Raw genomic sequence first — 20,847 nt, 5'->3', positions numbered from 1 at the left:
GTTCTCTCCAGTCAGGCGATGACTATTGGTGGGGTGTCGTCGAGCGCGCCGTACGCCGCCGACGTAAGGAAGTCGGCGAGCGTGTCGGCGCTGGCGAGCTCTAGGAAGAGCGAACGCGCTTCCGTAAAGCGCCCGCCACGAATGCGGTTGGCGCCGAGCTCAGTCGTTAGGCGAGTGAGCTCCTCGTCGATGATTCGCCCGAGGAGCTGAGGCGTGACGGTGTCGCCGGTGTCGTCGAGGCGCGCGCCGTGGTGAATCCATTGCCACACCTGCGCGCGCGAGATTTCGGCCGTCGCGGCATCTTCCATGAGATGGTACAGGGGGACGCAGCCCACACCGCGCAGCCACGACTCGATGTACTGCACGCCGACCCGCACGTTCTGGCGAAGTCCTTCCTCCGTCCGCGTGCCCGTCGGAACGCGCAGCAGATCGTCCGCGGCGATGTGCACGTCGTCGCGCAACCGATCGAGCTGGTTCGTCGACGACATGTGCGCCTCGAAGGCTTCGCGCGCGACCGATACCAACCCCGGGTGGGCGACCCATGTGCCGTCGTGGCCGTCGCGCACTTCGCGCAGCTTGTCGGCGCGGACCTTTGCGAGCGCGCGCTCGTTCGCGTCAGCATCATTCTTGATCGGGATCTGCGCCGCCATCCCACCGATCGAATACGCGCCGCGCCGGTGACAGGTCTTCACCGCAAGCTGAGTGTACGCCCGCATGCACGGCTGCTCCATCGTGACCTGCGAACGGTCCGGGAGCACGGCACGCGGATCGGCCGTCTGGTACTTGATGAAGCTGAAGATGTAATCCCATCGGCCGCAGTTGAGTCCCGCGATGCGGTCGCGCAGCTCGAAGATGATCTCGTCCATCTCGAACGCGGCGGCGATCGTCTCGATCAATACCGTGATTTTGATAGAACCGTTAGGCAGCGCGAGCGCGCGCTCGGCGTACACGAGCACGTCGTTCCAGAGCCGAGCCTCGAGGTGACTCTCGAGCTTCGGCAGGTAGAGGTAGGGGCCGCTCCCGCGCTCGATGAGTGCCGTAGCGTTGTGATGGAGAAACAACCCCGCGTCGACTAATGAGGCAGCGATCGGCTTTCCATCGATCACGAGATGACGCTCGACGAGATGCAGGCCGCGCGGCCGCACGATCAGCGTCGCCGTTCGCTCGTTGAGCCGGTACGCTTTCCCGCTCTCCGCGTCGTTCCATTCGATCGTGCGCCGCACCGCGTCTCGCAGATTCACCTGGCCGGCGATCATGTTCGACCACGTCGGCGCCGAGGAATCCTCGAGGTCCGCCATGAAGACGTCGGCTCCCGAGTTGAGAGCGTTGATCATCATTTTGCGGTCCGTCGGTCCCGTGATCTCGACGACGCGTCGCTCGAGGTCTCGTGGCGTCGGCGCAACGGTCCAGTCGCGTTCGCGAATCGGTGCGGTGCCGGGCAGGAAATCCAGATGCTCCTCGCCGCGGGCGATGCGTGCGCGCCGCAGCGCTCGAGAATTCAGCAAAATCTCGATCGATTCACCGAACTGCCGCGCCAGATCGCCGACGAACGCTAACGCCTCGGGCGTGAGCACGTCCGAATGCGGTCGTGACCCGTTGGAACGGGCGTCGACGCCGTGGCTCGGTGACGCGAGCGATGACATGTTGGTTGGCTCGGTGGAACGCGGCGAACCGTAATGCCATAGTTATGCCAGCCGAGCTGAGGGAGTCGGGCCCGGCGAATATGTCCGGGTCGTGATGGTTCGTCCGCTATTCCGGGTGTCAGCGCCGTGTCGGTGGTTTCAGTGCCCCAGCCGCCTTGTTGAGCAGCAGAGCAATTAGAATCCGCTGAACTCGGCGCGGATAACCGGTTGTGACGGCCTCGAGCTAGTGTTCGTCGCAGAAGGGTGGCCGAGGCGAGCGTTTCATGTGGGCTTCTTGTGGATCGACAGCGTACAAATGCAGAGAGTGCGTCGCACCATAGCCTGCGGACTGTTCGCGGCCCTCGTCATCGTGGTCGCCGCATGTAGATCCAGTAGCGAGTCTGCGGAAGTTGCGTCAGCCGTCTGCGACACCGTGGCCACCATGTGGCAGTCGGTGGCGAATGTGCAGGTGACGCGGGCGGAAAGCACGTTTTCCGAGCCGTCAGCATCCAGCCCGGTGTCGGCCTGCCACGTCTCGATGGTTGCTCCCGCCGGCATTCCCATCGACGTTTGGCGCGCGGCTCGATACTGGCCGGATTCGCTCTCGTCGGGGAAAGTTGCACGCGGCTGGCGCGAGATCATCCGCTGGGCTGGTGATGGCCCGGACGGGTACTCACGGACGCTCATCCGTCGCGGCGTTCGCTGCCACGTCGAGTACGAGTACGATGGCGGTGACGATAGCGACTCGACATACGTGCCAAGCCCGCGCGAAGCGGAGCGAACGAGTTGCTGGTCCGATCCCGCCGGCGTCACGCCGCGCGACACACTGCAGTGATCGTTAGGCGCTAGCACTCCGACGGCAACTCTCACGACTTCAAAGGCCGAACTGCTCCATCAATCGGTTGGCGAGAGCGTCCTCGGTCATCGTCGTGTCAACCTCGATCGCGATCAATTCGAGGCGCTCCGTTTCTTCACGGAGGATTTCGGTGAACATCCGATCGCGCTCGAGCAGGTTGTGCAGGGATCTTTCCGGCTCAGAAGTCTTAGCGAGGAATCCCATCGCTGATCCGCCACGGCGAGCGATCGCCGCCTGACGGAACTCCGTCGTCGGCAGCAGCCAGACGGCGCGACGAGGCGCGGAAAGGAGAGGTTTGACGAGGTGCGGCAATGGCCGGAAGCCCTCGACGATGACTCCGCATCCCGGTGGGAGCCGGAGGAGATCGTCGATGATCATGTCGAAGCCCTCGCCCTGGAACCAGTGGAATGTCTCGAGCATGGTCTTCGGGTCCCGGTTCACCCATCGCTCGTCCATGTCCATGGCCATGAAGCGGTGGAGCAATGGGCAGTCTTCGCGCGAGCTACGGCGGGCGTGATCTGCCATCACGTCGTCCGTCGAGTACAGACGCAGACCGTGCTGAGTCGCCAGGCGACGAGCGGTGGTCGATTTGCCGGCACCGCTTCGAAACCAGAAGGGCCTGCGCCTGGTAGTGGCCTGGGTCATTCGCTTCGCGCTTCGATCCAATCCTTCGGGGAGCACTCATGCGCAACCTCAGGCTCGCCTTTCGGACGCTCGCTCGCACGCCCTTCGTCAGCGCGGTCGCGGCGCTCTCGCTGGGCCTCGGCATCGGCGCGAACTCGGCGATCTACTCGGTCTTCTATCGCATGATGCGGCAGGAGCTCCCCGTGGCCGGCGCCGATCGATTGGTGAACTTCAGTGCGCCCGGCCCGAAGGATGGAAGTATGACGTGTGGTCAGGCCGGCTCCTGCGACGACGTCTTTAGCTACCCGATGTTTCGCGATCTCCAGAAGGCGAAGCTGTCCGCGTTCACCGCCATCGCCGGCCATAAGGAAATCGGCGCGAACGTCAGCTACGGACGCAGCGCCTTCGCGAGACGCGGATATCTCGTCTCGGGCAGCTACTTTCCGCTCCTGCGCATCCGTCCCGCGCTCGGGCGATTGCTCTCGCCTCCCGATGACCAGACGGGCGCCGCGCCCGCGGTCGTTCTCGCGTACTGGTTCTGGGAAGCGAACCTCGGCGGCGACCCGACCGTAATCGGCAAAACGTTGACGGTGAATGGCAAGCCGACGACGATCGTCGGCGTCGCACCGAGAAGCTTCAACGGCACGACCTACGGATCGCGCCCGGCATTCTATACCGCGCTCGCGATGGGGCCGGTGGTCGGCACGGGCGTCGAGCGGCAGATCGACGATCGCCGAGCGTACTGGATATACGTCTTCGCGCGGCTCGCGCCGAGTGCGACGATCGAGCAGGCACGCGCGCAAGTGAACGCCTTATATCGGCCGATCATTCGTGACGTGGAAGCGCCGCTCCAGCGCGGCATGCGCGACTCGGTGATGTCGCGGTTTCTCGCCAAACAGGTCGTGATCGAGCCAGGCGCTCGAGGCCAGAGCGACATGGGCAACGAAGCGGGTCCTGCACTGTACATGCTGTTCGCGATCACTGGGCTCGTGCTCCTCATCGCCTGCGCGAACATCGCCAATCTGCTCATGGCGCGCGCGACCAGCCGGGAGCTCGAGATGGCAATCCGTCTTTCGTTAGGCGCGTCGCGTCGCCAGTTGTTGGTGCAGCTGCTGACAGAGACGCTCACCCTCGCCGCGCTCGGCGGCGTGTTGAGTCTCGCCTTCGCCTCGTGGACGCTGCAAGGCATCTCGGCGCTCTTGCCGCAGCAAGTCACGGAGGATCTGGCGTTAGGCATGAACTGGGCGGCAGTTGGATTCTCCGCCGTGTTGGCGCTCGTGACCGGCTTTGCGTTCGGCTTGTTCCCGGCGCTGCATAGCACGCGACCGGACCTCGTCACGTCGCTGCGCAACAACTCCGGCAAGCTGGCCGGCGGCCGTACGGCTCGCCGATTTCGCACGACGCTCGCGACCGCGCAGATCGCGCTTGCGATGGCGCTGCTCATGAGCGCGGGACTCTTCCTCAAGAGCCTCTGGAAGGTGAAGCGCGCGGACCTCGGCGTCCGCGTCGAGAATCTCGTCACCTTCTCGGTGACGCCAGGGCAGAGCGGCTACGATTCGGTGCGTGCGCGCGTGCTGTACGCGCGGATCGAAGAGGAGCTTGCCTCGCTGCCCGGTGCCTCGGCGGTGACGTCGACGATGGTCCCCCTCATCGCGGGGAGCGATTGGGAGAGCTCGGTGAAGGTGCAAGGCTTCCGGCCCGACGGAAACGACCAACATACGAGCGCCAGCTTCAACGCGGTTGGTCCCGGACATTTCCGGGCGATCGGCGTGCCGCTCCTCGCAGGGCGGGAGTTTACGAATGCTGATGATGCGAGAGCGCCAAAGGTCGCGATCGTGAATGAGACGTTCGCGCGCCATTTCGGGCTCGGCGCGAACCCAGTGGGAAAGCGCATGGCCGCCACGTCGTCGGACACGATGCCGCTCGACATCGAGATCGTTGGCCTCGTGCGGGACATGAAGTACGCGAGCGTCAAAAGAGAGATCCCGCCGGTATATTTCACGCCGCACCGGCAGATGCCTAACGTGAGGTCGATGTACTTCTATGTGCGCACCGCGTCGAATCCATCGACGATGCTGCGCTCGATGTCGTCGGTGGTGCAGCGGTTAGATCCGATGCTACCGGTTGAGAACTTGCGGCCGATGCCGGAAGAGGTCCGGATCAACACGTTCGAGGATCGGATGATCACGACGCTCGCGGGCTCGTTCGCGCTCCTGGCGACGCTGCTCGCGTCGATCGGCCTCTATGGTGTATTGGCCTACTCGATCGCGCAGCGCACACGCGAGATCGGAGTGCGCATGGCGTTGGGCGCCGATGCGAGCGCGGTGCGTTTGCTCGTGCTCTGGCAAGTCCTCCGGATGACCGCGATCGGCGGCGTGATCGGCGTTGCCGGCGCGTTAGCGTTGGGCAAAGGAGCGCAGTCGATGTTGTACAAGATGAGCGGCGCGGATCCGGTGGTGATGACGCTGTCGGTGGCGTTCCTCTCGCTCGTGGCGTTGGCGGCGGGCTACGTACCGGCGCTCAGGGCGTCGCGGGTCTCTCCGATGCAGGCGCTGCGATACGAGTAGGTCTGGCGTTGGTGAAATCTTTCCGCAGGTGGTAGTGAGTGTGTCCAGGCGGAAAACCCGTCAGCTCAGCGAAGACCGTGTAGCCGAGTCGCTCGTAAAATCCGCGCGCCTGAAAGTCGAACGTCCCGAGCCACGAGCCGCGACACCCACGGTCGATCGCCGCGGCTTCGCCGGCGAGGAGCAGGTCGCGCCCGAGGCCGCGACCACGCAGTTCCTCCGCGACCCAGAGGCCGTCGATCAAGAGCCACTTCCACATCGTCGCGCCATACAGACCACCGACGAGAGTGCCATCGCGCGCCCGTAACGCGAGATTGAGCGGTTGCCAGTCACGCGGGCCAACATCCGTCGGGTCGGCACCGCGGATCCCCTCACGCACCGCTGCGAAGACTGCGTCGAGATCTGCGTCTTTGGTTATCTCGTACTCCATCGCAACCTAGCTCGTTAGGAGTTGGTGCCCGGCTCGGGAACACGGCGGCAACGCGCCGCGTTAGGCACGGTTGAACCGCCGCAGCTGTTCGTACAGATCGGGCAGGCTGGCGCGGAGACGCTCGGGCGAGCAAAAGAACGCTTCCGTTGCCATCGCGAAGAACTCGGAGGGATTCCGTGCGGCATAGTCATCCAGAGGCGGATCCTCTCCGGCGTTCACCGCGAGCTGCTCTCACGCGGTCCTCGGTGACCGGAGTGTCCCAATTCTGACTCCATCACGGAGCTGCTGACGAGGATCCGTCGGCGAAGTATAGTCCAACGAGCTCCAATCGAAGGCTGTACGGAAGCTTCGCGCCGTCCCTGCCAAAACGGGCGACGAGCTGGCGCTGTGCCGCCTCGCGCAGCGGCGTCCGCAGTGCCGCTAGGTCAGTTGCGTCCAGATCGTGCCGCGTAGCGAGAAAGGCTGCCAGCGAGTCGGCGACCGCGGGCCTCGCCGACCGGACGACGCCGCTGATGTCGTTGGCAGAGAACTCCGCGACCGAGTCGGACGGTACCGCCGTCACTTGGACGTCCACGTGTACGTTCCGGTAGGCTCGTCGCGGCGCGGTCTCGGACACCGAGACGACCAGGTCGTACGAGTCGACGACGCGTGGGGAGTTGTCGCGAATCGTGGTGCCGGAGCCGCTGAACGAGCCGGACGCCGATGCGGAGCCGAAGCATCCCGCGGCGATGAGCGAGCAGAGTGGGGCGAAGCGCAGCGCAGTCATGAGAGAGCGGGTTAGGGCTCCGAGAAGCTGTGCTGCCTCCGCGCAAGCGCCCATACGTCAGCTGACGTATGCTCGTGACCTTGCTGTTTTCCTGTTCCGGAGCGCTTGTGAGCGATTCGCACGGATGCGGCTAATCGTTAGGCAAGAGCGCGACCCGCAGCGCGATCAGCTGCGGATAAAGAAATCGGTCAGCCGTGATGTCATCCGACCATTGTGCGATGTCCAACGGCAGCCAGCGTATCGCGATCAGCTCGGCGTTCGGTCCCTCGCCACCGCCCGCTCTCGGTTCGCCGCTGACTACGGTGCACCGATAGGTACGCCACCGAACGTATGTACCATCAGGCGGATCGGCCGCAACATCAGAGAGTAAGCGATCAACGTGAACCACGACGCCGCACTCCTCGAGTACCTCGCGGGCGACGCACGTTGTCTCATCTTCGTCTTCCTCGCGACCACCGCCCGGGAGCATCCACCATTTGCTTCCGTCCCGAAACGAGCACTGCACCAACAGGACGCATCCGTCACGGATGACGCCAGCCTGGTAGCGAGTATGTCGAAGGGTTGCCACCGGTCGGTTAGCTCGCCGGAGGTTCGCCAACGTATCGGCCAAATACGTGCGTGTATCGCTCGTCGAATCGGACGCGCGTTATGTCGTCGTATCGGACGGTCGGCGCCGAGTCCCAAACGGCCTTCGCGTCGAACTGATGGACGCCGACGGCGTCGCTCGACACGCCAGTGCCTACCCCGATGCAGAAGTCTGCGTCCGCGTCATTTTCGCACTCTACTATCACTATCTCACCTGCGGCACCGAGTGGAGAGAAGACATCGACCCAGTCATCCAGACGGACTGGATGCTGGGGACGATGGACGCCCCGCAATTGGCCCTCGTCCCCGAGCACGCGCTCGACGAACCTTTCGTACTCCTTCGAGCGCACATTAGTGACACCGCGCAATGGAAGCACGGTGAATCCGTCGACGTCGAAATCATCGACGTTCCGCAGAAGTACGAGCGACCGCCCGATTGCGAGTGGAAACCCGTAAACCCTGGGCACGCCAGTTCCACGTCGCGCGATGCATACGGACTCTCTTCCGACGGCTGCCCGCCGTAAGGCGCGTCGTTCATGCATTTTGAAAGTGCCTCGAGTTTATGAAGGTAGGAACCACAGAACGGAAGCAGCACTACTGCTACCGACATCTGAAGTACTAGCTGTCCTTCAGCGACTGTCTACACTCGAGCAGCCCGTGCCAGAGATCGCCGACCGCGGCGAGCCGCGCGGCCATGTTTCGCATCGTGAACGACGTCGGCCCCACCGTTCCAGTTTCCAACTCAGCCCATGTGCACGGCGCCGATACCGGCGCCCCGGCGCGCGCGCGCACCGCATACGCGGCCGCGAAGGTCGCGCTGTACTCGTTCCGCCCGGTGTCGACGAGGATGCGCCCACCGCGATCGACCTTGTAGAACTCCCGCGTGAGATTGACCGGATCTCGCCGCACCATCGCTTCGCCGAGCTGGTGGGCGAAGTGCGCGACGGTCGCGTAACTCGCCGTGCCGTCCAGCGGAACGGCGATGTGAAACCCCTTCGAGCCCGACGTCTTCACCCAACTCGTTAGACCGCGATCAGCCAGTGCGTCACGTACGAGAAGCGCGGCGGCGCGCAGGCGCTGCACGTCGTCGTCGCCGGGATCGAGATCGACGATGCACACATCGGGGACCTCGACGTTAGGCGCGCGCGACGTCCACACGTGCGCCGTGATGCAATTCTGGTTCGCGAGCCAGAGCAGCCCGCGCACGTCGCGCACGACCGGGTGGTGCACGACTCCGTCCTTCTTCGCGACCTCGACGCGCTCGAGCCACGCCGGAAAGCCTTTCACTACGTTCTTCTGAAAAAACCCTTTCTGTCCGATGCCGCGGTGAAATCGCTCCATCGTCACCGGGCGTCCGACGATGTGTGGCAGCATCACCGGCGCGACCATCTCGTAATACTCGGCGAGCTCGCGCTTGGTGATGCCGTCGTCGGGGAAGAGTACCTTCTCGGGATGCGTGATCACGGAGTTGCTCGCTGGCGCTCGCAACAAACCTATTTGGAGTCGCGCGCGCTGTTCGCGCGCGCTCCAGCTCTGTGCGCGAGACCTGACTCTCTCGTCACATCCCGTGCGTCCTTATCTGTCCTCACGGCGACGAGTCGCGAATGCCGAAGCTTGCCGTGCACGGTCCACTCGACGAATGAGACCTGTACCACGATCTCGGGTCGTACCCAGTGAGCACGCACGCGCGGCAACGCCGTCGCTCTCGTGAAGGGAGACGCCGCGATTTCGAGCGAGTCGAGCTTCTCGCGAAGATCGCGCAACAGCTTCGTGTCGAAGCCGGTGCCGACCTTGCCCGCGTAGACGAACTGTTCGTCTTCGTAATAACCGACGAGAAGTGCGCCGAGTCCGACGCGCGTGCCCTGCGGGTCGGTGAAGCCGCCGACGACGAGCTCCTGAGTTGCCTCGCACTTCATCTTGAGCCAGTGTGGCGAGCGGCGATGCTCGTAAGGCGCCTCTCGGCGTTTCGCGATCACTCCTTCCCAACCTTCGGCGCAGGCTCGCATCCAGGGTTCCGCGTCGTCGAGTGCCTGGACGCACTCGATAGGCGGCTCGAAGCGGAGGCCGGAGAGGAGCGTCTTGCGCTCCTGCAGCGGAAGGGTCATGAGCGCACGGCCATCGAGCCACAGCAAGTCGAAGACGTGGTACGAGACTTTGCTGTCGCCGCGCCACGCGAGCTCGCCATCGAGTACTGCATCCGTAACGCCGAGGCGCGCGATCGCGTCGCACACGGGTTGATTGTGCTGGGGCAGACGATTGCGCGAGAAGAGCCGAACGTCGCGACCTTGCTTGAACGCCAGCGCGCGGATGCCGTCGTACTTCCGTTCGAAGATCCACTCGGGGCCGTTGAAGCGCTCGTACGTGAGCGTCGCGGCCATCGGCTCGAGCCAGTCTGGGAAGGTGGAAGACATACCCGATCAAAGTGCCACGCGCAGCCAGCGACGGCAACGCAGACCTGACAGGCTTGCTGTTCCTCGTGCGACAGATAGAATCGGGCTGCTTATGCTGCACCCTTCTCTCGTTGGAGATCGACGGATGCCCAGAACGACCATCCATCGCATACTGGCCACGATCGGCCTAGCTGCAGTCCTGGCGCCGCGTGCGACGGCGCAGAACACGCCCGAGAACGCCGCGCGGATCACCGCGCTCCGACGCGACCCCGTCGTCATTCGCGGCGGCTGGCTGTTCACGGCCACGAGCGACACGGTCGTGCGCAATCAGGGAATACTCATCGTCGCTGGACGGCTGCTTGCGGTGAACCGCCCAATCACCGCCGACGAAGCACAAGGTGCACGCGTCATCCAGCTGCGCGACGATCAGTACGCGCTGCCCGGGATCTTCGACGTCCACGCGCATTACAACATGACGCTCGGTCCGAACGGCCTGCGCAGCGATGAGTGGACGTATAACCCGCTCATCTTCCTCGCAAACGGCGTCACGTCGACTTTTCCCGCCGGGGAGTACGAGCCCGACAGCATGATGGCCGCGCGAAAGCGCATCGACGACGGCGAACAGGTCGGCCCGCGGCTCTACAACTCGGGACCGTACTTCGGCAGCGCGCGCCGGGGTTGGAACCAGAGCGCGACCGCTGCCGACATCGATCGCGACGTCGACTACTGGGCCGCGCAAGACGCGCGCGCCTTCAAGGCGAAGGGGATCGCTCCGGAGCATCTCGCGGAGCTCGTCGCGCGCGCGCACCAACACGGCCTCACCGTCACCGCGCATCTCGAGTCGGGCTTCCGCAACAGCACCAACGCGCGCGACGCCATCCTCCTCGGCGTCGATCGCGTCGAGCACATCCTGGGCGGCGACCAGCTCGATCCCAACAAGCCCGCCTATCCCTCGTGGTCGCGGGTCGATACCGCATCGAAGGTCTTCAAGGACATCGTCGCGCTCTTCATCTCGCACCACGTGATGTTCGATCCAACGATCACCGCGCCCGTGTATTTCACGCAGCTCGAGGAAGGCTTCGACTACTGGATCGACGAGCGGAAGTTCTTCACGCCCGAGGTGCAGGCCTGGGTGAAGACGAAGCCGCCGCGCCACGACACTCCGGCGTGGGACTCGCTCTACTGGGCGATGCGTCGGACGACGAAGGCGTTCTACGACGCCGGCGGGCTGCTCACGTTAGGCACCGACAACCCGAGCACGGGAGAGTTCATCGCGGGCTTCTCGTCGCATCGCGAGCTGCACACGCTCGTGCTCGCGGGAATTCCTAACGCGGCGGCTCTCAAGATTGCGACCATCAACGGCGCTCGCGCGCTCGGCGTCTCCGACAAGCTCGGCACACTCGAGGCAGGGAAGCTGGCCGACCTCTTCGTGATCGACGGCAATCCGCTGACGGACATCAAGAATACTCGAAACGTGCGGCTCGTGATGAAGTCCGGGACGGTCTACGACCCGAAAGCGCTGCTCGCGCAGGCAGAGGGGAAGATCGGATTCTCACCCAAGCGTCCCGAGACGTCGATGCGAAGATGACCATGCGTAGGCTCTGACCCACGCATGGTCACCTCCAAAACCGGAACGCCTTTCGACTGCCCGACTCTTAGGGCCCGATGGAGCAGGGCACCGTCAGCCGTCGCGCATCACACTCCGCGGACGGAATGAGCATGTTTGGATGAACCACGTCGCCAGGACGATCCAGCGGCAGTGATCCTGTCCGCCCATAGCGCCGGGCATCGATCCACCGCGTCCCCTGCGTCCACATGAGCGAGTAGAGTCGGTTGTACAGCAGCTCGTCGATGAATGCCGAATCGGAGCTCGACGCTGTAAGTGTCGTCGGCGCGAGACCGCCCGCGTTCACCCGCACGAGATCGAGGTCGCTGATCGCCCCCGCCTTGTCACCCGTGTTCCAGCGGATCTCGGCGCGCAACAGCAGCAGCTCTTCGTTCGTGATCCACGGAACGAACGCGCCCAGATTGGGGGCGAGCGTGGCGGGATCGTTGTACATCACTGGCTTATACGTCCCTGTCAGGTTGCCCGCGGCACTGGTGATCGTCCGAGGCGCCGGGGCGAGCGCGGTCTTCCTCGTCAGGCGAAGATCGGGTTGACCATTGGGTTGAAGCTGCGCGCCACTGATGATGGACGGATGTACCCAATATCGGTTGGACGTGAGATCCTCTGATACTGGATTGTCCTGCTCATTCGGCGCACCCGTGAAACCGAAGTACACGCCCAGCTGGAGCGATCCCGGGAGACCGGTCGTCGTGATGAACGACTGGTTGATCGCCGTGGCCGCCTGCGCCCAGCACGCCGTGCAGTTGACGAACGTCGCGCGATGAACGAGTAACTTCGCCGCGAGCGCGCGATTGACCTGCGCGAACGTCGCTGGAGTGGTGAACCCGGTATAGCCGGGAACGAACGAGAACGGGAAGGTGCTCCCCCCGGCCTGAAGGTCGGCGTATGCGTCATCGAAAAGCGCCGACGCAGCCGCCATCGCGTCGGTCATCGACACGAGCGGCGCTGGCGGATCGGAGATGGGGCGATCCACGTCGATCGGGATGCCCGTCGGTCCGCTCCGAATTGCGAGCAGATGAATGTGCCACGCCTTGATCGTCTTGGCGAATCCCAGTGCCGCCTTCTTCTCTTCGGCCGTCAACGAGCTCGCGTTCGTGAGTGCCGACAGGTACGTGTTGATCGTTCGGATCGCCTGATACTGGCCGGTCCAGATGCCACCGGCGCGTCCGCCCGGGTCCTGTGGTCCACGGATTTCCTCTCCAGTCTCGCGTGGATCGTTGCCGAGCAGATTCCAGCCCTCGCGCCCGTAGATCCCCCACTGCTGGATGATGGCGCCGCGGTCGTTCAACACCTGCGTCTGAACGCCAATTGCCGCGCGCGCGAGCACGTCCCGACTCGGCGAAGACGTCAACGTCTCCGCGGTCGGCGCGTTGAGATTTTGCACATCGAAATTGTTACACGCCGCGACCAGGATACCGGTGGCCGCAAGGAGCGTCACAACACGGCGGAGTCGCGGCATCACCGTGCGGATCTGTCGTATCGTCATCATCATCAGAACCCCACGGTGAAGTCGAAGAAGAAGCTGCGGCTCGGTGGATACGGAGCCACGTCGAGATTGTTGCGGATGGCGGCAGAGCCGACGTTCGCCACCTCGGGATCGAGGCCGGAGTATTTCTGCCACGTCAGCAGGTTCCGTCCGCTCACGCCGATACTGACATTGCGCGCTCCGAGGCCGCCGCGGCTGATCCAGCGTTCGGGGACGGTTGCGCGAATGCTCAACTCGCGAAGCTTGAGGAACGAGGCATCTTCGATGTATGGCGTCATCACGCCACCGCTATACCCCTTATAGCGGTACGCCCACGCGGCCGAGCCGTAGTCGGCTGCGAGCCCGGCATCATCGTAAAGGAATTGGGTGAGATTGATGATGCTACCTCCCTTCTGGTAATCGAGCACCAGGTTGGCCGCAAAGGGCCCGTAGGTGACGCCGTTCACGAGGCCAATTCTGTAGTCAGGGGCCGAATTGCCGATTTGCACGTCGGTGGTGGTGCGGTTGCCGTTCGCATCGAAGGCGCGCCCGACAATCTGCGTAAGTGGCTTGCCCTCCTGAATGAACGTCACGCCCAGACCGCCGAAACCGGAGAGCGGTGGACGGAAGGGAGGCAGGCCAGCGAGGTCCATCACCTCGCTCCTCTCGAGCGTGTAGGTCGCATGAATCAGCCACGAGAGATTCGAGCGCTGGATCGGCGTGCCGCCGAGCGACGCCTCGATCCCGCGATTCTGGATGCGCCCGCCGTTGAACACCTGGCTGCTGAACCCTGTCGATGGTGCCGGCACACGCTGCAGCAGCAAGTTGGTCGTGTTGCGATCAAAGCCGGTGAGCTCCCAATCGAGCCGGCTACGCATCGCGATGCCATCGATGCCGACCTCCACTTCCTTCACCCGCTCCGGCTCGACGCCCGCGAAACCCGATTGGGTGGCCACGGTGAAGCCGGAGGTGCCACCCAGCTGCGGCGTTCCGAGCTGCGTGAACTTCTGCCCGAAAATGGGGAGGTTCCCGGTCTCTCCGTAAGCGATGCGCGGCTTGATCTCACTGCCCGAACCGAGCAGGTCGAGCAGGCGATAGGAGCCCGAGATTTTCGGGAAGATGTTGAACTTGTTGATGTCGCCGTTCACGCTGCTGCGCTCGGCGCGCAGACCGCCCTGCACGAGCAGCTTCTCGTTGAGCAGCCGAATCTCTTCCTGCCCATAGAAGGCGAAGGTGCGCTCCTGCGTCAGACTGTCCGTGCCGGTGGTCTTGGTTCCTTGCCCGACGTTGCGCTGGCCGGGAATGAGGTTTGTCGTCTCGATGCGGCTCGCCAGCAATTGGCGATCCTCGTATTGCAAACCGGCCGACGTGTTGAGCGACCAGCCGCCGCCATGGTAGATGTGGACGCCGTTCAAGTTCCAGTTGTAGTACTTGCTGTCGCCATCGTTGTCGATCGCCTCGCCCGGCAGCGTCTGTGGCTGCTCGAAGAACAATTCGTTCGGCGCCCAGAGTTGGTCGTTCTGGTGAAAGACGTCGAGTCCACCGGCGAAGACGAAGCGGAGCGACTGCGACGTCGAGTTGAGCGCGTTGTAATCAACGTTCACGCCGCCGGTGAACCGGTTCGTCACCTCCTGATTCTTCGCGAGATCGTCCGTCTGCAGCGGATTGGCCTGGATTCCCCAATCGGGCGCGACGTAGTTCCCGGTCGCGTCGCGCTGCCGCAAGTCCACGAAGCTCGGCGTGTACGCGAATGCGTAGCCGGCGCAGGCGAAGTTGTTACAGTTGTTGTTCCAGCCGCGATCGTTGGCGGCGCGGTTGAAGACGCTCGACACGTGTACGGCTAGCTTCGAGCCGACGTCCTGGTCGATGTTGGCGCGCAAGCCCTGGCGATCGAAGAAAGTGTTACGCTCCGTGCCGCCATCGTGCTTGTTCGTGACGCTGAGGAAGTACCGCGTCCGATCCGAGCCGCCCGATGCGTCGGCGACGGTCTCGTACGAAAGGCCGCTGGGGGTGTAGACCTGATCGTAGTGGTTGAAGTACGGATCGGCATTGTTGTCGAACCAATGCGCCACGCCCGCGCCGTATTTGGCAACCGCCGAGTCCTTGCTAAAGCGCCGGCTCTCGAGCGTCCTGGATGGCCTGTATTGGCCGAGCCGCTGCTGAATGCGAACGTTGTTCTGGCCAGCCTGCCCACGCTTCGTTGTTATGATGACGACGCCGTTCGCCGCCTTCGAGCCGTAGATCGAGGAGGCTGCCGCGCCTTTGAGGATCTCGATGTTCTCGATGTCGTTGGGGTTGATGTCGGCGACGCGATTCACCGCGTCGTCCTCCGCGGTGGCAAAAGCCGCGGCAGAGATATCGCCCCGGCCGCCCGCGATCGTCGCGTTGGAGTAGATCACGCCGTCGATCACGTACAGCGGATCGTACGCGCCAAGGATCGTGTTGTTGCCGCGGATCTGCATCTGGATACCGCCGCCGGGGGCGCCGGAGTTCGTCTGCAGGTTCACTCCGCTGATCTTGCCGACAAGCGCGTTCTCGATCGTCGGCGACGGCACCTGAGTGAGCTCGTCCCCGGAGACGCGCGCGACGGCGGTGGTGGCGCTCCGGACGTCGACGGTCGTAGCCTGCCCCGTGACGACGACGCTCTCGAGCAGAAGCGGATCCTTCTCGAGCGCGAAGTCGGTCGTGTTCTGGCCCGCCGCGAGAGGCCGTGTTACCCGCTTGTATCCGATCGCGCGGACGAGCAAGCTGATGTTGCCCTCGGGCGCAGTGAGGCGGTACTGCCCGTTCGCCCCCGCGCGGGCCGTCGCCGCGGTGCCGGTCACCGAGATAGTGGCACCGGGGAGAGGCTCGGCAGTGCCCGCGATCGTGACGGTGCCGGTGATGATCCGTGATTGAGCGCGGCTCGCTGTCGGGAGCAGCACGATCAGTACTGCTCCAGTGACGGCGAGACGAGAGAAAGGTCGTCGCACGAAGCCTCCGTACTCGAATGGGTCGTTAGTAATGACAGAATGGACGAGCCCAGAATCCCATGCGTGCACGTCGATGTCAAGCACGCTCCCTACTTAGGGACGAAGCGTCACGCTAGGACTCCTGGTGCGTCGAGCGCCGCTGCGACTCGATCGCGAGGGGACGCATGGAGAGCGCGCTGCGGCGGACGTCACGTCATTTGCCAATTGGCTCGTTAGGCAGGCTGATGATCATCGAACGTGCTTCGCCTCGAAAATCTGACCGAAGTAAATACTCGGAAAACACCACCGCGTATTCCTGCTGAACACTCAGGCGACCGCCACGCGTCGAAATCGAACTGGCGCCATGCGCAAGAGCATCGTAGCGTAGCGTCATGTTCATCGCCGCGGATTCGGCGGGCGCAAGCGACGCGTTGTACGAGCGCGTGTATGAAGAGCTCAAGCGGATGGCGCGCGCCCACCGCCGTCGCACGGATGGACGGACGACACTCTCGACGACGGAGCTTGTCCACGAAGCGTTCCTCAAGCTCGGTGCGGACGACGGGAAGCAATGGCAGGCAAAGTCACACTTCTTCGGCGCCGCCTCGCGCGCGATGCGGCAGGTGCTCGTCGACTTCGCGCGCCGGCGGCACGCCGCAAAGCGCGGCGGTATCGCGACCCGCGTGTCGCTCCGCGACGGCGACGCGACCCTCGAGTTTCAGCTCGATGAGATCATCGCGATCGACGAGGCGCTGGACCGGCTCGACGCCGTCGACGAGCGGCTCCGGCAGATCGTGGAGCTCCGCTTCTTCGGCGGATTCGGCGAACGTGAAATTGCCGAACTACTCGGCGTCACGCCACGCACGGTCGAGCGCAACTGGCTCAAGGCGCGTTTGTTTCTGTTGCGTGAGCTGTCCCCCGATGCGACTGGCTGAGTGACCATGGAGTCAGAGTATTGGAAGAGAGTCGAGCGAATCATCGACGTCGCCCTCGATAGCGATCCGTCGCACTGGCCCCGCGTTCTCGACGAAGAGTCCAACGGCGACGTCGGGCTGCGGCAGGAAGTGGCGAGCCTCCTAACGCGCTACACGGCAGCTCGATCGTTCCTCGAATCGCCGCCAGCCGAGGCGGCGGCGGCGCTCGTCGCCGAGGCGCGCGAGCCCGCGCAACAATTCGAGCACCGTCGCGTCGGCGCGTATCGTCTCGTAAAGCAAATCGGATACGGCGGCATGTCGCGAGTCTTCCTCGGCAAGCGCGCCGACGGCGCGTTCGAGCAACAGGTCGCGATCAAGCTGTTGCGACCGGGGCTCGACTCGGAGATCGATCTCGATCGCTTTCGCAGCGAGCGGCAGATCCTCGCGACGCTCAACCATCCAAACATCGGTCGTCTGCTGGACGGCGGCGTCAGTGCCGACGGCACGCCGTATCTCGTGCTCGAGTATGTCGACGGAGAGCCCATCGACGCCTACTGCGACGCGCGCGCTCTTGGCGTGCGCGAGCGTCTGGCACTGTTTGCGTCTGTGGCCGATGCGACCGAAGCGGCGCATCAATGCCTTGTAGTGCACCGCGACCTCAAGCCGTCGAACATTCTCATCACGAAGGATGGCGTGGTGAAACTGCTCGACTTCGGGTTGGCGAAGCTCCTCGAGCCGGTGAGCACGGTGGCCGCGCCGTCGACGCATCCGGGACACCGTTGGCTCACGCCCGAGTACGCGGCTCCTGAACAAATCACCGGCCGTGCCATCACCACACTCACCGACGTCTATCAACTCGGCGCGGTGCTCTACGATTTGCTCACGGGCAGGCCGCCGTTAGGCGCCCGCGGCCGAAGCATGCACGAGCTGGAAACGTCAGTGGTCAGCGACGACCCAGCGATGCCGTCCGTCGTGGCGCCCGCGCCGAGACGTCGCGCGCTCCGCGGCGACATCGATGCCATCGTGCTCAAGGCACTGAGCAAGGAGCCGGAGCTGCGCTATGCTTCGCCACGGGCGCTTGTCGATGATCTGGGGCGGCATCTCGCCGGACATCCGGTGCTCGCCCGCCGGCAAACCGTCGGCTATCGCGCGCGAAGCTTTGCGCGGCGGCATCGCTCGGGATTGGCGGTTGCCGCAATCGTAGTGATGCTGCTCGCGACGTACGCGGCAACCGTTGCCGCGGATCGGCGTCGCATTCATCGGGCGCTCGACGAAGCGACCGCGGGTGCCCACCGCGCCGAGCAGGTGACCGACTTCATGCTCGGGCTCTTCGACGCGAGCGCCGCTGGGCAATCACTCGGCGATACGGTCAAGGCACGTGCGCTCCTCGAGCGCGGTCTCACACGCGCGCACGAGCTCAAAGGACAGCCAGCGCTGCAAGCGCAGATGCTCGACGTCGTCGGCCGCCTCGAGACGACGCTTGGCGAATTCGATCGCGCGCGTCCTGTCCTCGAGGAAGCCCTGGCCCTGCGGCGGAAGATCGACGCACAGGTAGACCCGGATGTCGCGACGAGCCTCGAATCGCTGGCGTGGCTCGAGTATGATCAGGGCAACTACGCCGAAGCGGCGAGGCTCCGTCGCACACTTCTCACGATGCGCCGTGGCCTTTTCGGCGATTCCGACACGAAGACGACGACGGCGCTACTCGAGCTCGCGGCGGCGATGCACGCGCAAGGCGATTTTCGGAACGCGCAGCCGCTGCTGGACGAGTGGGTGGCGATCGTCTCGCGACAGCGCCCCGAGGTGACCGAGCTTCGTGCCCGGCAACTCTCGGATCTCGCCTCGATTTACGAGGTGAGAGGCCAGCTCGATATCGCCGAGCGTCTGGAGCGCGAATCGGCGGACATCGACCGGACGCTGTATGGCGAGCGGCACGCGCAGTACGCGAACGCGCTCGTCAATCTCGCCTGGACGCTCGTCAACGCCGGAAGGTTCACCGAAGCCGATTCGTTGCAGCGCTATAGCGTCGACATCTTCCGCGAGGTGTACCCCTCCGGACACCCCGACTTGGGTGCCGCACTCCGGTTGCGGGGCGCTGCGCTCGACCGCCAACATCGATACGCCGAGGCCGAGGCACCATTGCGTGAAGCCATCGCCATCTTGCGACGCTTCGACGGCCCGGACAGCCCGCGTGTCACCGATGGCGAGCTCGATCTGTGCATCGCACTCACGATGACCGGCCGGTACGACGAATCGCTCGAGCTGGCTCGCGATGCGAGGCGAATTCTTGGCTTGAAGTATCCAGCGACGAGCCCACTGGTGATTCGCGCTGGCATCGCGCTCGGCGACGCGCTGCGCGGAACCGGCAGGTACGCGCAAGCCGAGTCGCTACTCTTGCCGGCGTTCAAGGCCTTCGAGAGCGGACGCGGGTTCTCTAAACGACCGCGTGAATATGCTCTGGACGCACTTGTGCGCCTCTACCAGTCGCAGGGCCGGACCGCCGAAGTGGCAAAGTACGATGCGCTCCGTCGTCCGCGCTGAGACGGCGCAGGTCCTTGTGTCGGGTCATGGCCAGCTATTCCGCATGTCGTAGCAGGGGGATGCGTTCGCGATGAGGTCCTGTCCCCCGTGCCAACATCGGGAGACACGACATGTTCCGTCACTTCGTCGTCGCCGCGCTCGCCGCCGCAACTGTCGTCGCCTGCTCAGACCGAATTACGTCCACATCCCCGGCGCTCCGACCGGGAGAAGCGCGCGCGGACAACAACCTGGCGTCCAGCACCGCGCAGCTCGTTAGGCAATTAGCTGCCAGCCGCGGAATCATTCCATTGCCAAGAGTGCCCCGCGTTCGACCGGAGTTGGTCCACCTGGGCCAAGCGCTCGCCTTCGACAAGATCCTGAGCGGCAATCGCGACATCTCGTGCATGACGTGTCACTTGCCCGCGTTCGCGACAGGTGACGGGAAGTCGCTCGCTGTCGGCCAAGGGGGGATTGGACTCGGCCCCAGTCGGGAGCATCCAGACGGCGTGTTCATCCCCCGCAACGCGCCGCCGTTGTTCAACCTGAACGCGATGCTGCATCTCTTCTGGGACGGACGCGTATCGGTCGACGCCGCCGGCGCTTTCCACACGCCGGCCGGAGCGCAGCTCACGCCGGAGATGACGCGCGTGTTCGAGTTCGGCGCAGTCTCCGCGCTTGGGCTTTTCCCGGTGACTAACCGCTTCGAGATGCGTGCGGCGTTAGGCGAGAACGAGGTCGCGAACGTCCCCGACGACGACCTCACGGACATCTGGGCGGCGCTGATGCGCCGGCTCGGGACGATTCCGAAGTACCGCGAGATGTTCGAGGAGGCATATCCGGGCACCAAGTTCGACGACATGAACTTCGCGCACGCGTCGAACGCGATCGCCGGCTTCATCATCGACCAGTTCACATTCGCGAACACGCCGTGGGATCGATTCCTTGCCGGCAACGACAACGCGCTCAGCGGCGCGCAGTTGGACGGCGCGCAGACGTTCCTCACCCTCAAGTGCTCGATCTGTCACACGGGAGCGACGTTCAGCGACGAGCAGTTTCACAATGTCGCCGTGGCGCAGATCGGACCGGGTGAGGACAACGGACCGACAGGTCGCGACGACTTCGGCCGTCTCAACGTGACGGGCATCGGTTCCGATCTCTATCGTTTCCGCACCACGCCGCTGCGCAACGTCGAGCTGTCGGGACCGTACGGCCACGACGGCGCCATCACGACGCTTCGCGGATTCGTCGAGCACTATAGCGAATCGGACAAGAAACTATTCGCGTACGACGTCACGCAGGTCGAGCCGCGCCTTCAGGGAACGCTGGTGAACACACAGATCGGGATTCTGGCCCAACGCGACACGCTCTTGAACGGCGTCGTGCTCACCGACGATCTCGTCGAGAAGCTGATGGCCTACATGAGCGCGCTGACGGATCCCGCCGCGCGCGATTTGTCCAGGTCAGTTCCGAAGCGTGTGCCGAGCGGGTTGCCGGTCGATCGTCCGTAGGGCATGGAACGACATGAACGTCTCCCCT

Annotated in this window: 17 protein-coding genes; 7 read left to right on the top strand and 10 right to left on the bottom strand. The window is 64.2% G+C overall.

All coding sequences use genetic code 11. The features are described 5' to 3' along the window. Positions 1-11: 11 nt before the first annotated feature. Positions 12-1,643 (bottom strand): malate synthase A, encoded by a 1,632-nt coding sequence (gene aceB, locus VGH98_19510; GenBank protein ID HEY2378173.1) that lies wholly within the window; start codon positions 1,641-1,643, stop codon positions 12-14. A gap of 412 nt (positions 1,644-2,055) precedes the next feature. Here aceB and VGH98_19505 point away from each other — a divergent pair, with 412 nt between their 5' ends. Next, entirely contained in the window at positions 2,056-2,457 is a 402-nt protein-coding gene (locus VGH98_19505) for a hypothetical protein (GenBank protein ID HEY2378172.1), read from the top strand. A gap of 39 nt (positions 2,458-2,496) precedes the next feature. Here VGH98_19505 and VGH98_19500 read toward each other — a convergent pair whose 3' ends face one another. Next, positions 2,497-3,123, bottom strand: coding sequence for a hypothetical protein (locus tag VGH98_19500; protein ID HEY2378171.1), 627 nt, complete (start codon positions 3,121-3,123; stop codon positions 2,497-2,499). Between the two features lie 38 nt (positions 3,124-3,161). Here VGH98_19500 and VGH98_19495 point away from each other — a divergent pair, with 38 nt between their 5' ends. Next, positions 3,162-5,669 (top strand): ABC transporter permease, encoded by a 2,508-nt coding sequence (locus VGH98_19495; GenBank protein ID HEY2378170.1) that lies wholly within the window; start codon positions 3,162-3,164, stop codon positions 5,667-5,669. On the opposite strand, the gene VGH98_19490 is transcribed toward VGH98_19495, so the two are convergent. The 4 genes from VGH98_19490 to VGH98_19475 all read right to left on the bottom strand — a co-directional run bounded on the left by VGH98_19490 (position 5,623) and on the right by VGH98_19475 (position 7,430). Next, positions 5,623-6,096, bottom strand: a complete 474-nt coding sequence (locus VGH98_19490) for a GNAT family N-acetyltransferase (GenBank protein ID HEY2378169.1) — start codon at positions 6,094-6,096, stop codon at positions 5,623-5,625. The two genes, VGH98_19495 and VGH98_19490, sit on opposite strands and share 47 nt — an antisense overlap. A gap of 60 nt (positions 6,097-6,156) precedes the next feature. Further along, entirely contained in the window at positions 6,157-6,315 is a 159-nt protein-coding gene (locus VGH98_19485; protein HEY2378168.1) for a zinc-dependent peptidase, read from the bottom strand. A 55-nt stretch (positions 6,316-6,370) separates the two neighbouring features. Then, positions 6,371-6,862 (bottom strand): hypothetical protein, encoded by a 492-nt coding sequence (locus VGH98_19480; protein ID HEY2378167.1) that lies wholly within the window; start codon positions 6,860-6,862, stop codon positions 6,371-6,373. 130 nt (positions 6,863-6,992) lie between these two features. After that, positions 6,993-7,430 (bottom strand): NUDIX hydrolase, encoded by a 438-nt coding sequence (locus VGH98_19475; protein HEY2378166.1) that lies wholly within the window; start codon positions 7,428-7,430, stop codon positions 6,993-6,995. A gap of 46 nt (positions 7,431-7,476) precedes the next feature. On the opposite strand from VGH98_19475, the gene VGH98_19470 reads away from it, so the two are divergent. After that, positions 7,477-7,971 (top strand): hypothetical protein, encoded by a 495-nt coding sequence (locus VGH98_19470; protein ID HEY2378165.1) that lies wholly within the window; start codon positions 7,477-7,479, stop codon positions 7,969-7,971. A gap of 94 nt (positions 7,972-8,065) precedes the next feature. Here the strand turns inward: VGH98_19470 and ligD are convergent, their stop codons facing one another. Further along, on the bottom strand, positions 8,066-8,911 hold the full coding sequence (ligD, locus tag VGH98_19465; protein ID HEY2378164.1) for a non-homologous end-joining DNA ligase: 846 nt from the start codon (positions 8,909-8,911) through the stop codon (positions 8,066-8,068). Positions 8,912-8,940: 29 nt separating this feature from the next. Continuing rightward, a complete protein-coding gene (locus tag VGH98_19460) occupies positions 8,941-9,858 on the bottom strand; it encodes a hypothetical protein (protein HEY2378163.1) in 918 nt (305 codons plus the stop codon). Between the two features lie 124 nt (positions 9,859-9,982). Between VGH98_19460 and VGH98_19455 the strand changes: the two genes are divergently transcribed. Next, positions 9,983-11,425 (top strand): amidohydrolase family protein, encoded by a 1,443-nt coding sequence (locus tag VGH98_19455; GenBank protein HEY2378162.1) that lies wholly within the window; start codon positions 9,983-9,985, stop codon positions 11,423-11,425. A gap of 67 nt (positions 11,426-11,492) precedes the next feature. On the opposite strand, the gene VGH98_19450 is transcribed toward VGH98_19455, so the two are convergent. Together VGH98_19450 and VGH98_19445 are read right to left on the bottom strand one after the other, a co-directional pair. Continuing rightward, on the bottom strand, positions 11,493-12,956 hold the full coding sequence (locus VGH98_19450) for a RagB/SusD family nutrient uptake outer membrane protein (protein ID HEY2378161.1): 1,464 nt from the start codon (positions 12,954-12,956) through the stop codon (positions 11,493-11,495). Beyond that, complete coding sequence (locus VGH98_19445) at positions 12,956-15,901, bottom strand: SusC/RagA family TonB-linked outer membrane protein (GenBank protein HEY2378160.1); 2,946 nt, start codon at positions 15,899-15,901, stop codon at positions 12,956-12,958. The genes VGH98_19450 and VGH98_19445 overlap by 1 nt, the downstream gene beginning before the upstream one ends. Before the next feature lie 371 nt (positions 15,902-16,272). Between VGH98_19445 and VGH98_19440 the strand changes: the two genes are divergently transcribed. The 3 genes from VGH98_19440 (at position 16,273) to VGH98_19430 (ending at position 20,819) form a co-directional block, all read left to right on the top strand. After that, positions 16,273-16,812: an ECF-type sigma factor gene (locus tag VGH98_19440; GenBank protein ID HEY2378159.1), complete on the top strand. Its 540-nt coding sequence runs from the start codon at positions 16,273-16,275 to the stop codon at positions 16,810-16,812. 6 nt (positions 16,813-16,818) lie between these two features. After that, positions 16,819-19,332, top strand: coding sequence for a serine/threonine-protein kinase (locus tag VGH98_19435; protein ID HEY2378158.1), 2,514 nt, complete (start codon positions 16,819-16,821; stop codon positions 19,330-19,332). A gap of 110 nt (positions 19,333-19,442) precedes the next feature. Beyond that, positions 19,443-20,819, top strand: a complete 1,377-nt coding sequence (locus tag VGH98_19430) for a cytochrome c peroxidase (protein HEY2378157.1) — start codon at positions 19,443-19,445, stop codon at positions 20,817-20,819. Positions 20,820-20,847: the final 28 nt, after the last annotated feature.

Source organism: Gemmatimonadaceae bacterium (genome assembly GCA_036496605.1).
Lineage (GTDB): Bacteria > Gemmatimonadota > Gemmatimonadetes > Gemmatimonadales > Gemmatimonadaceae > AG2.
The sequence above is the reverse complement of the archived record's forward strand: the minus strand, read 5'-3'. Positions and strand labels throughout refer to the sequence as shown.

What these genes read in the sequence shown, in the direction of transcription:
- VGH98_19480 (HEY2378167.1), bottom strand. Translation starts at nt 6,862, where the DNA reads ATGACTGCGCTGCGCTTCGCCCCACTCTGCTCGCTCATCGCCGCGGGA.
- VGH98_19495 (HEY2378170.1), top strand. Translation starts at nt 3,162, where the DNA reads ATGCGCAACCTCAGGCTCGCCTTTCGGACGCTCGCTCGCACGCCCTTC.
- VGH98_19500 (HEY2378171.1), bottom strand. Translation starts at nt 3,123, where the DNA reads ATGACCCAGGCCACTACCAGGCGCAGGCCCTTCTGGTTTCGAAGCGGT.
- VGH98_19435 (HEY2378158.1), top strand. Translation starts at nt 16,819, where the DNA reads ATGGAGTCAGAGTATTGGAAGAGAGTCGAGCGAATCATCGACGTCGCC.
- VGH98_19440 (HEY2378159.1), top strand. Translation starts at nt 16,273, where the DNA reads ATGTTCATCGCCGCGGATTCGGCGGGCGCAAGCGACGCGTTGTACGAG.
- VGH98_19455 (HEY2378162.1), top strand. Translation starts at nt 9,983, where the DNA reads ATGCCCAGAACGACCATCCATCGCATACTGGCCACGATCGGCCTAGCT.
- aceB (HEY2378173.1), bottom strand. Translation starts at nt 1,643, where the DNA reads ATGTCATCGCTCGCGTCACCGAGCCACGGCGTCGACGCCCGTTCCAAC.
- VGH98_19450 (HEY2378161.1), bottom strand. Translation starts at nt 12,956, where the DNA reads ATGATGATGACGATACGACAGATCCGCACGGTGATGCCGCGACTCCGC.
- VGH98_19490 (HEY2378169.1), bottom strand. Translation starts at nt 6,096, where the DNA reads ATGGAGTACGAGATAACCAAAGACGCAGATCTCGACGCAGTCTTCGCA.
- VGH98_19430 (HEY2378157.1), top strand. Translation starts at nt 19,443, where the DNA reads ATGTTCCGTCACTTCGTCGTCGCCGCGCTCGCCGCCGCAACTGTCGTC.
- VGH98_19460 (HEY2378163.1), bottom strand. Translation starts at nt 9,858, where the DNA reads ATGTCTTCCACCTTCCCAGACTGGCTCGAGCCGATGGCCGCGACGCTC.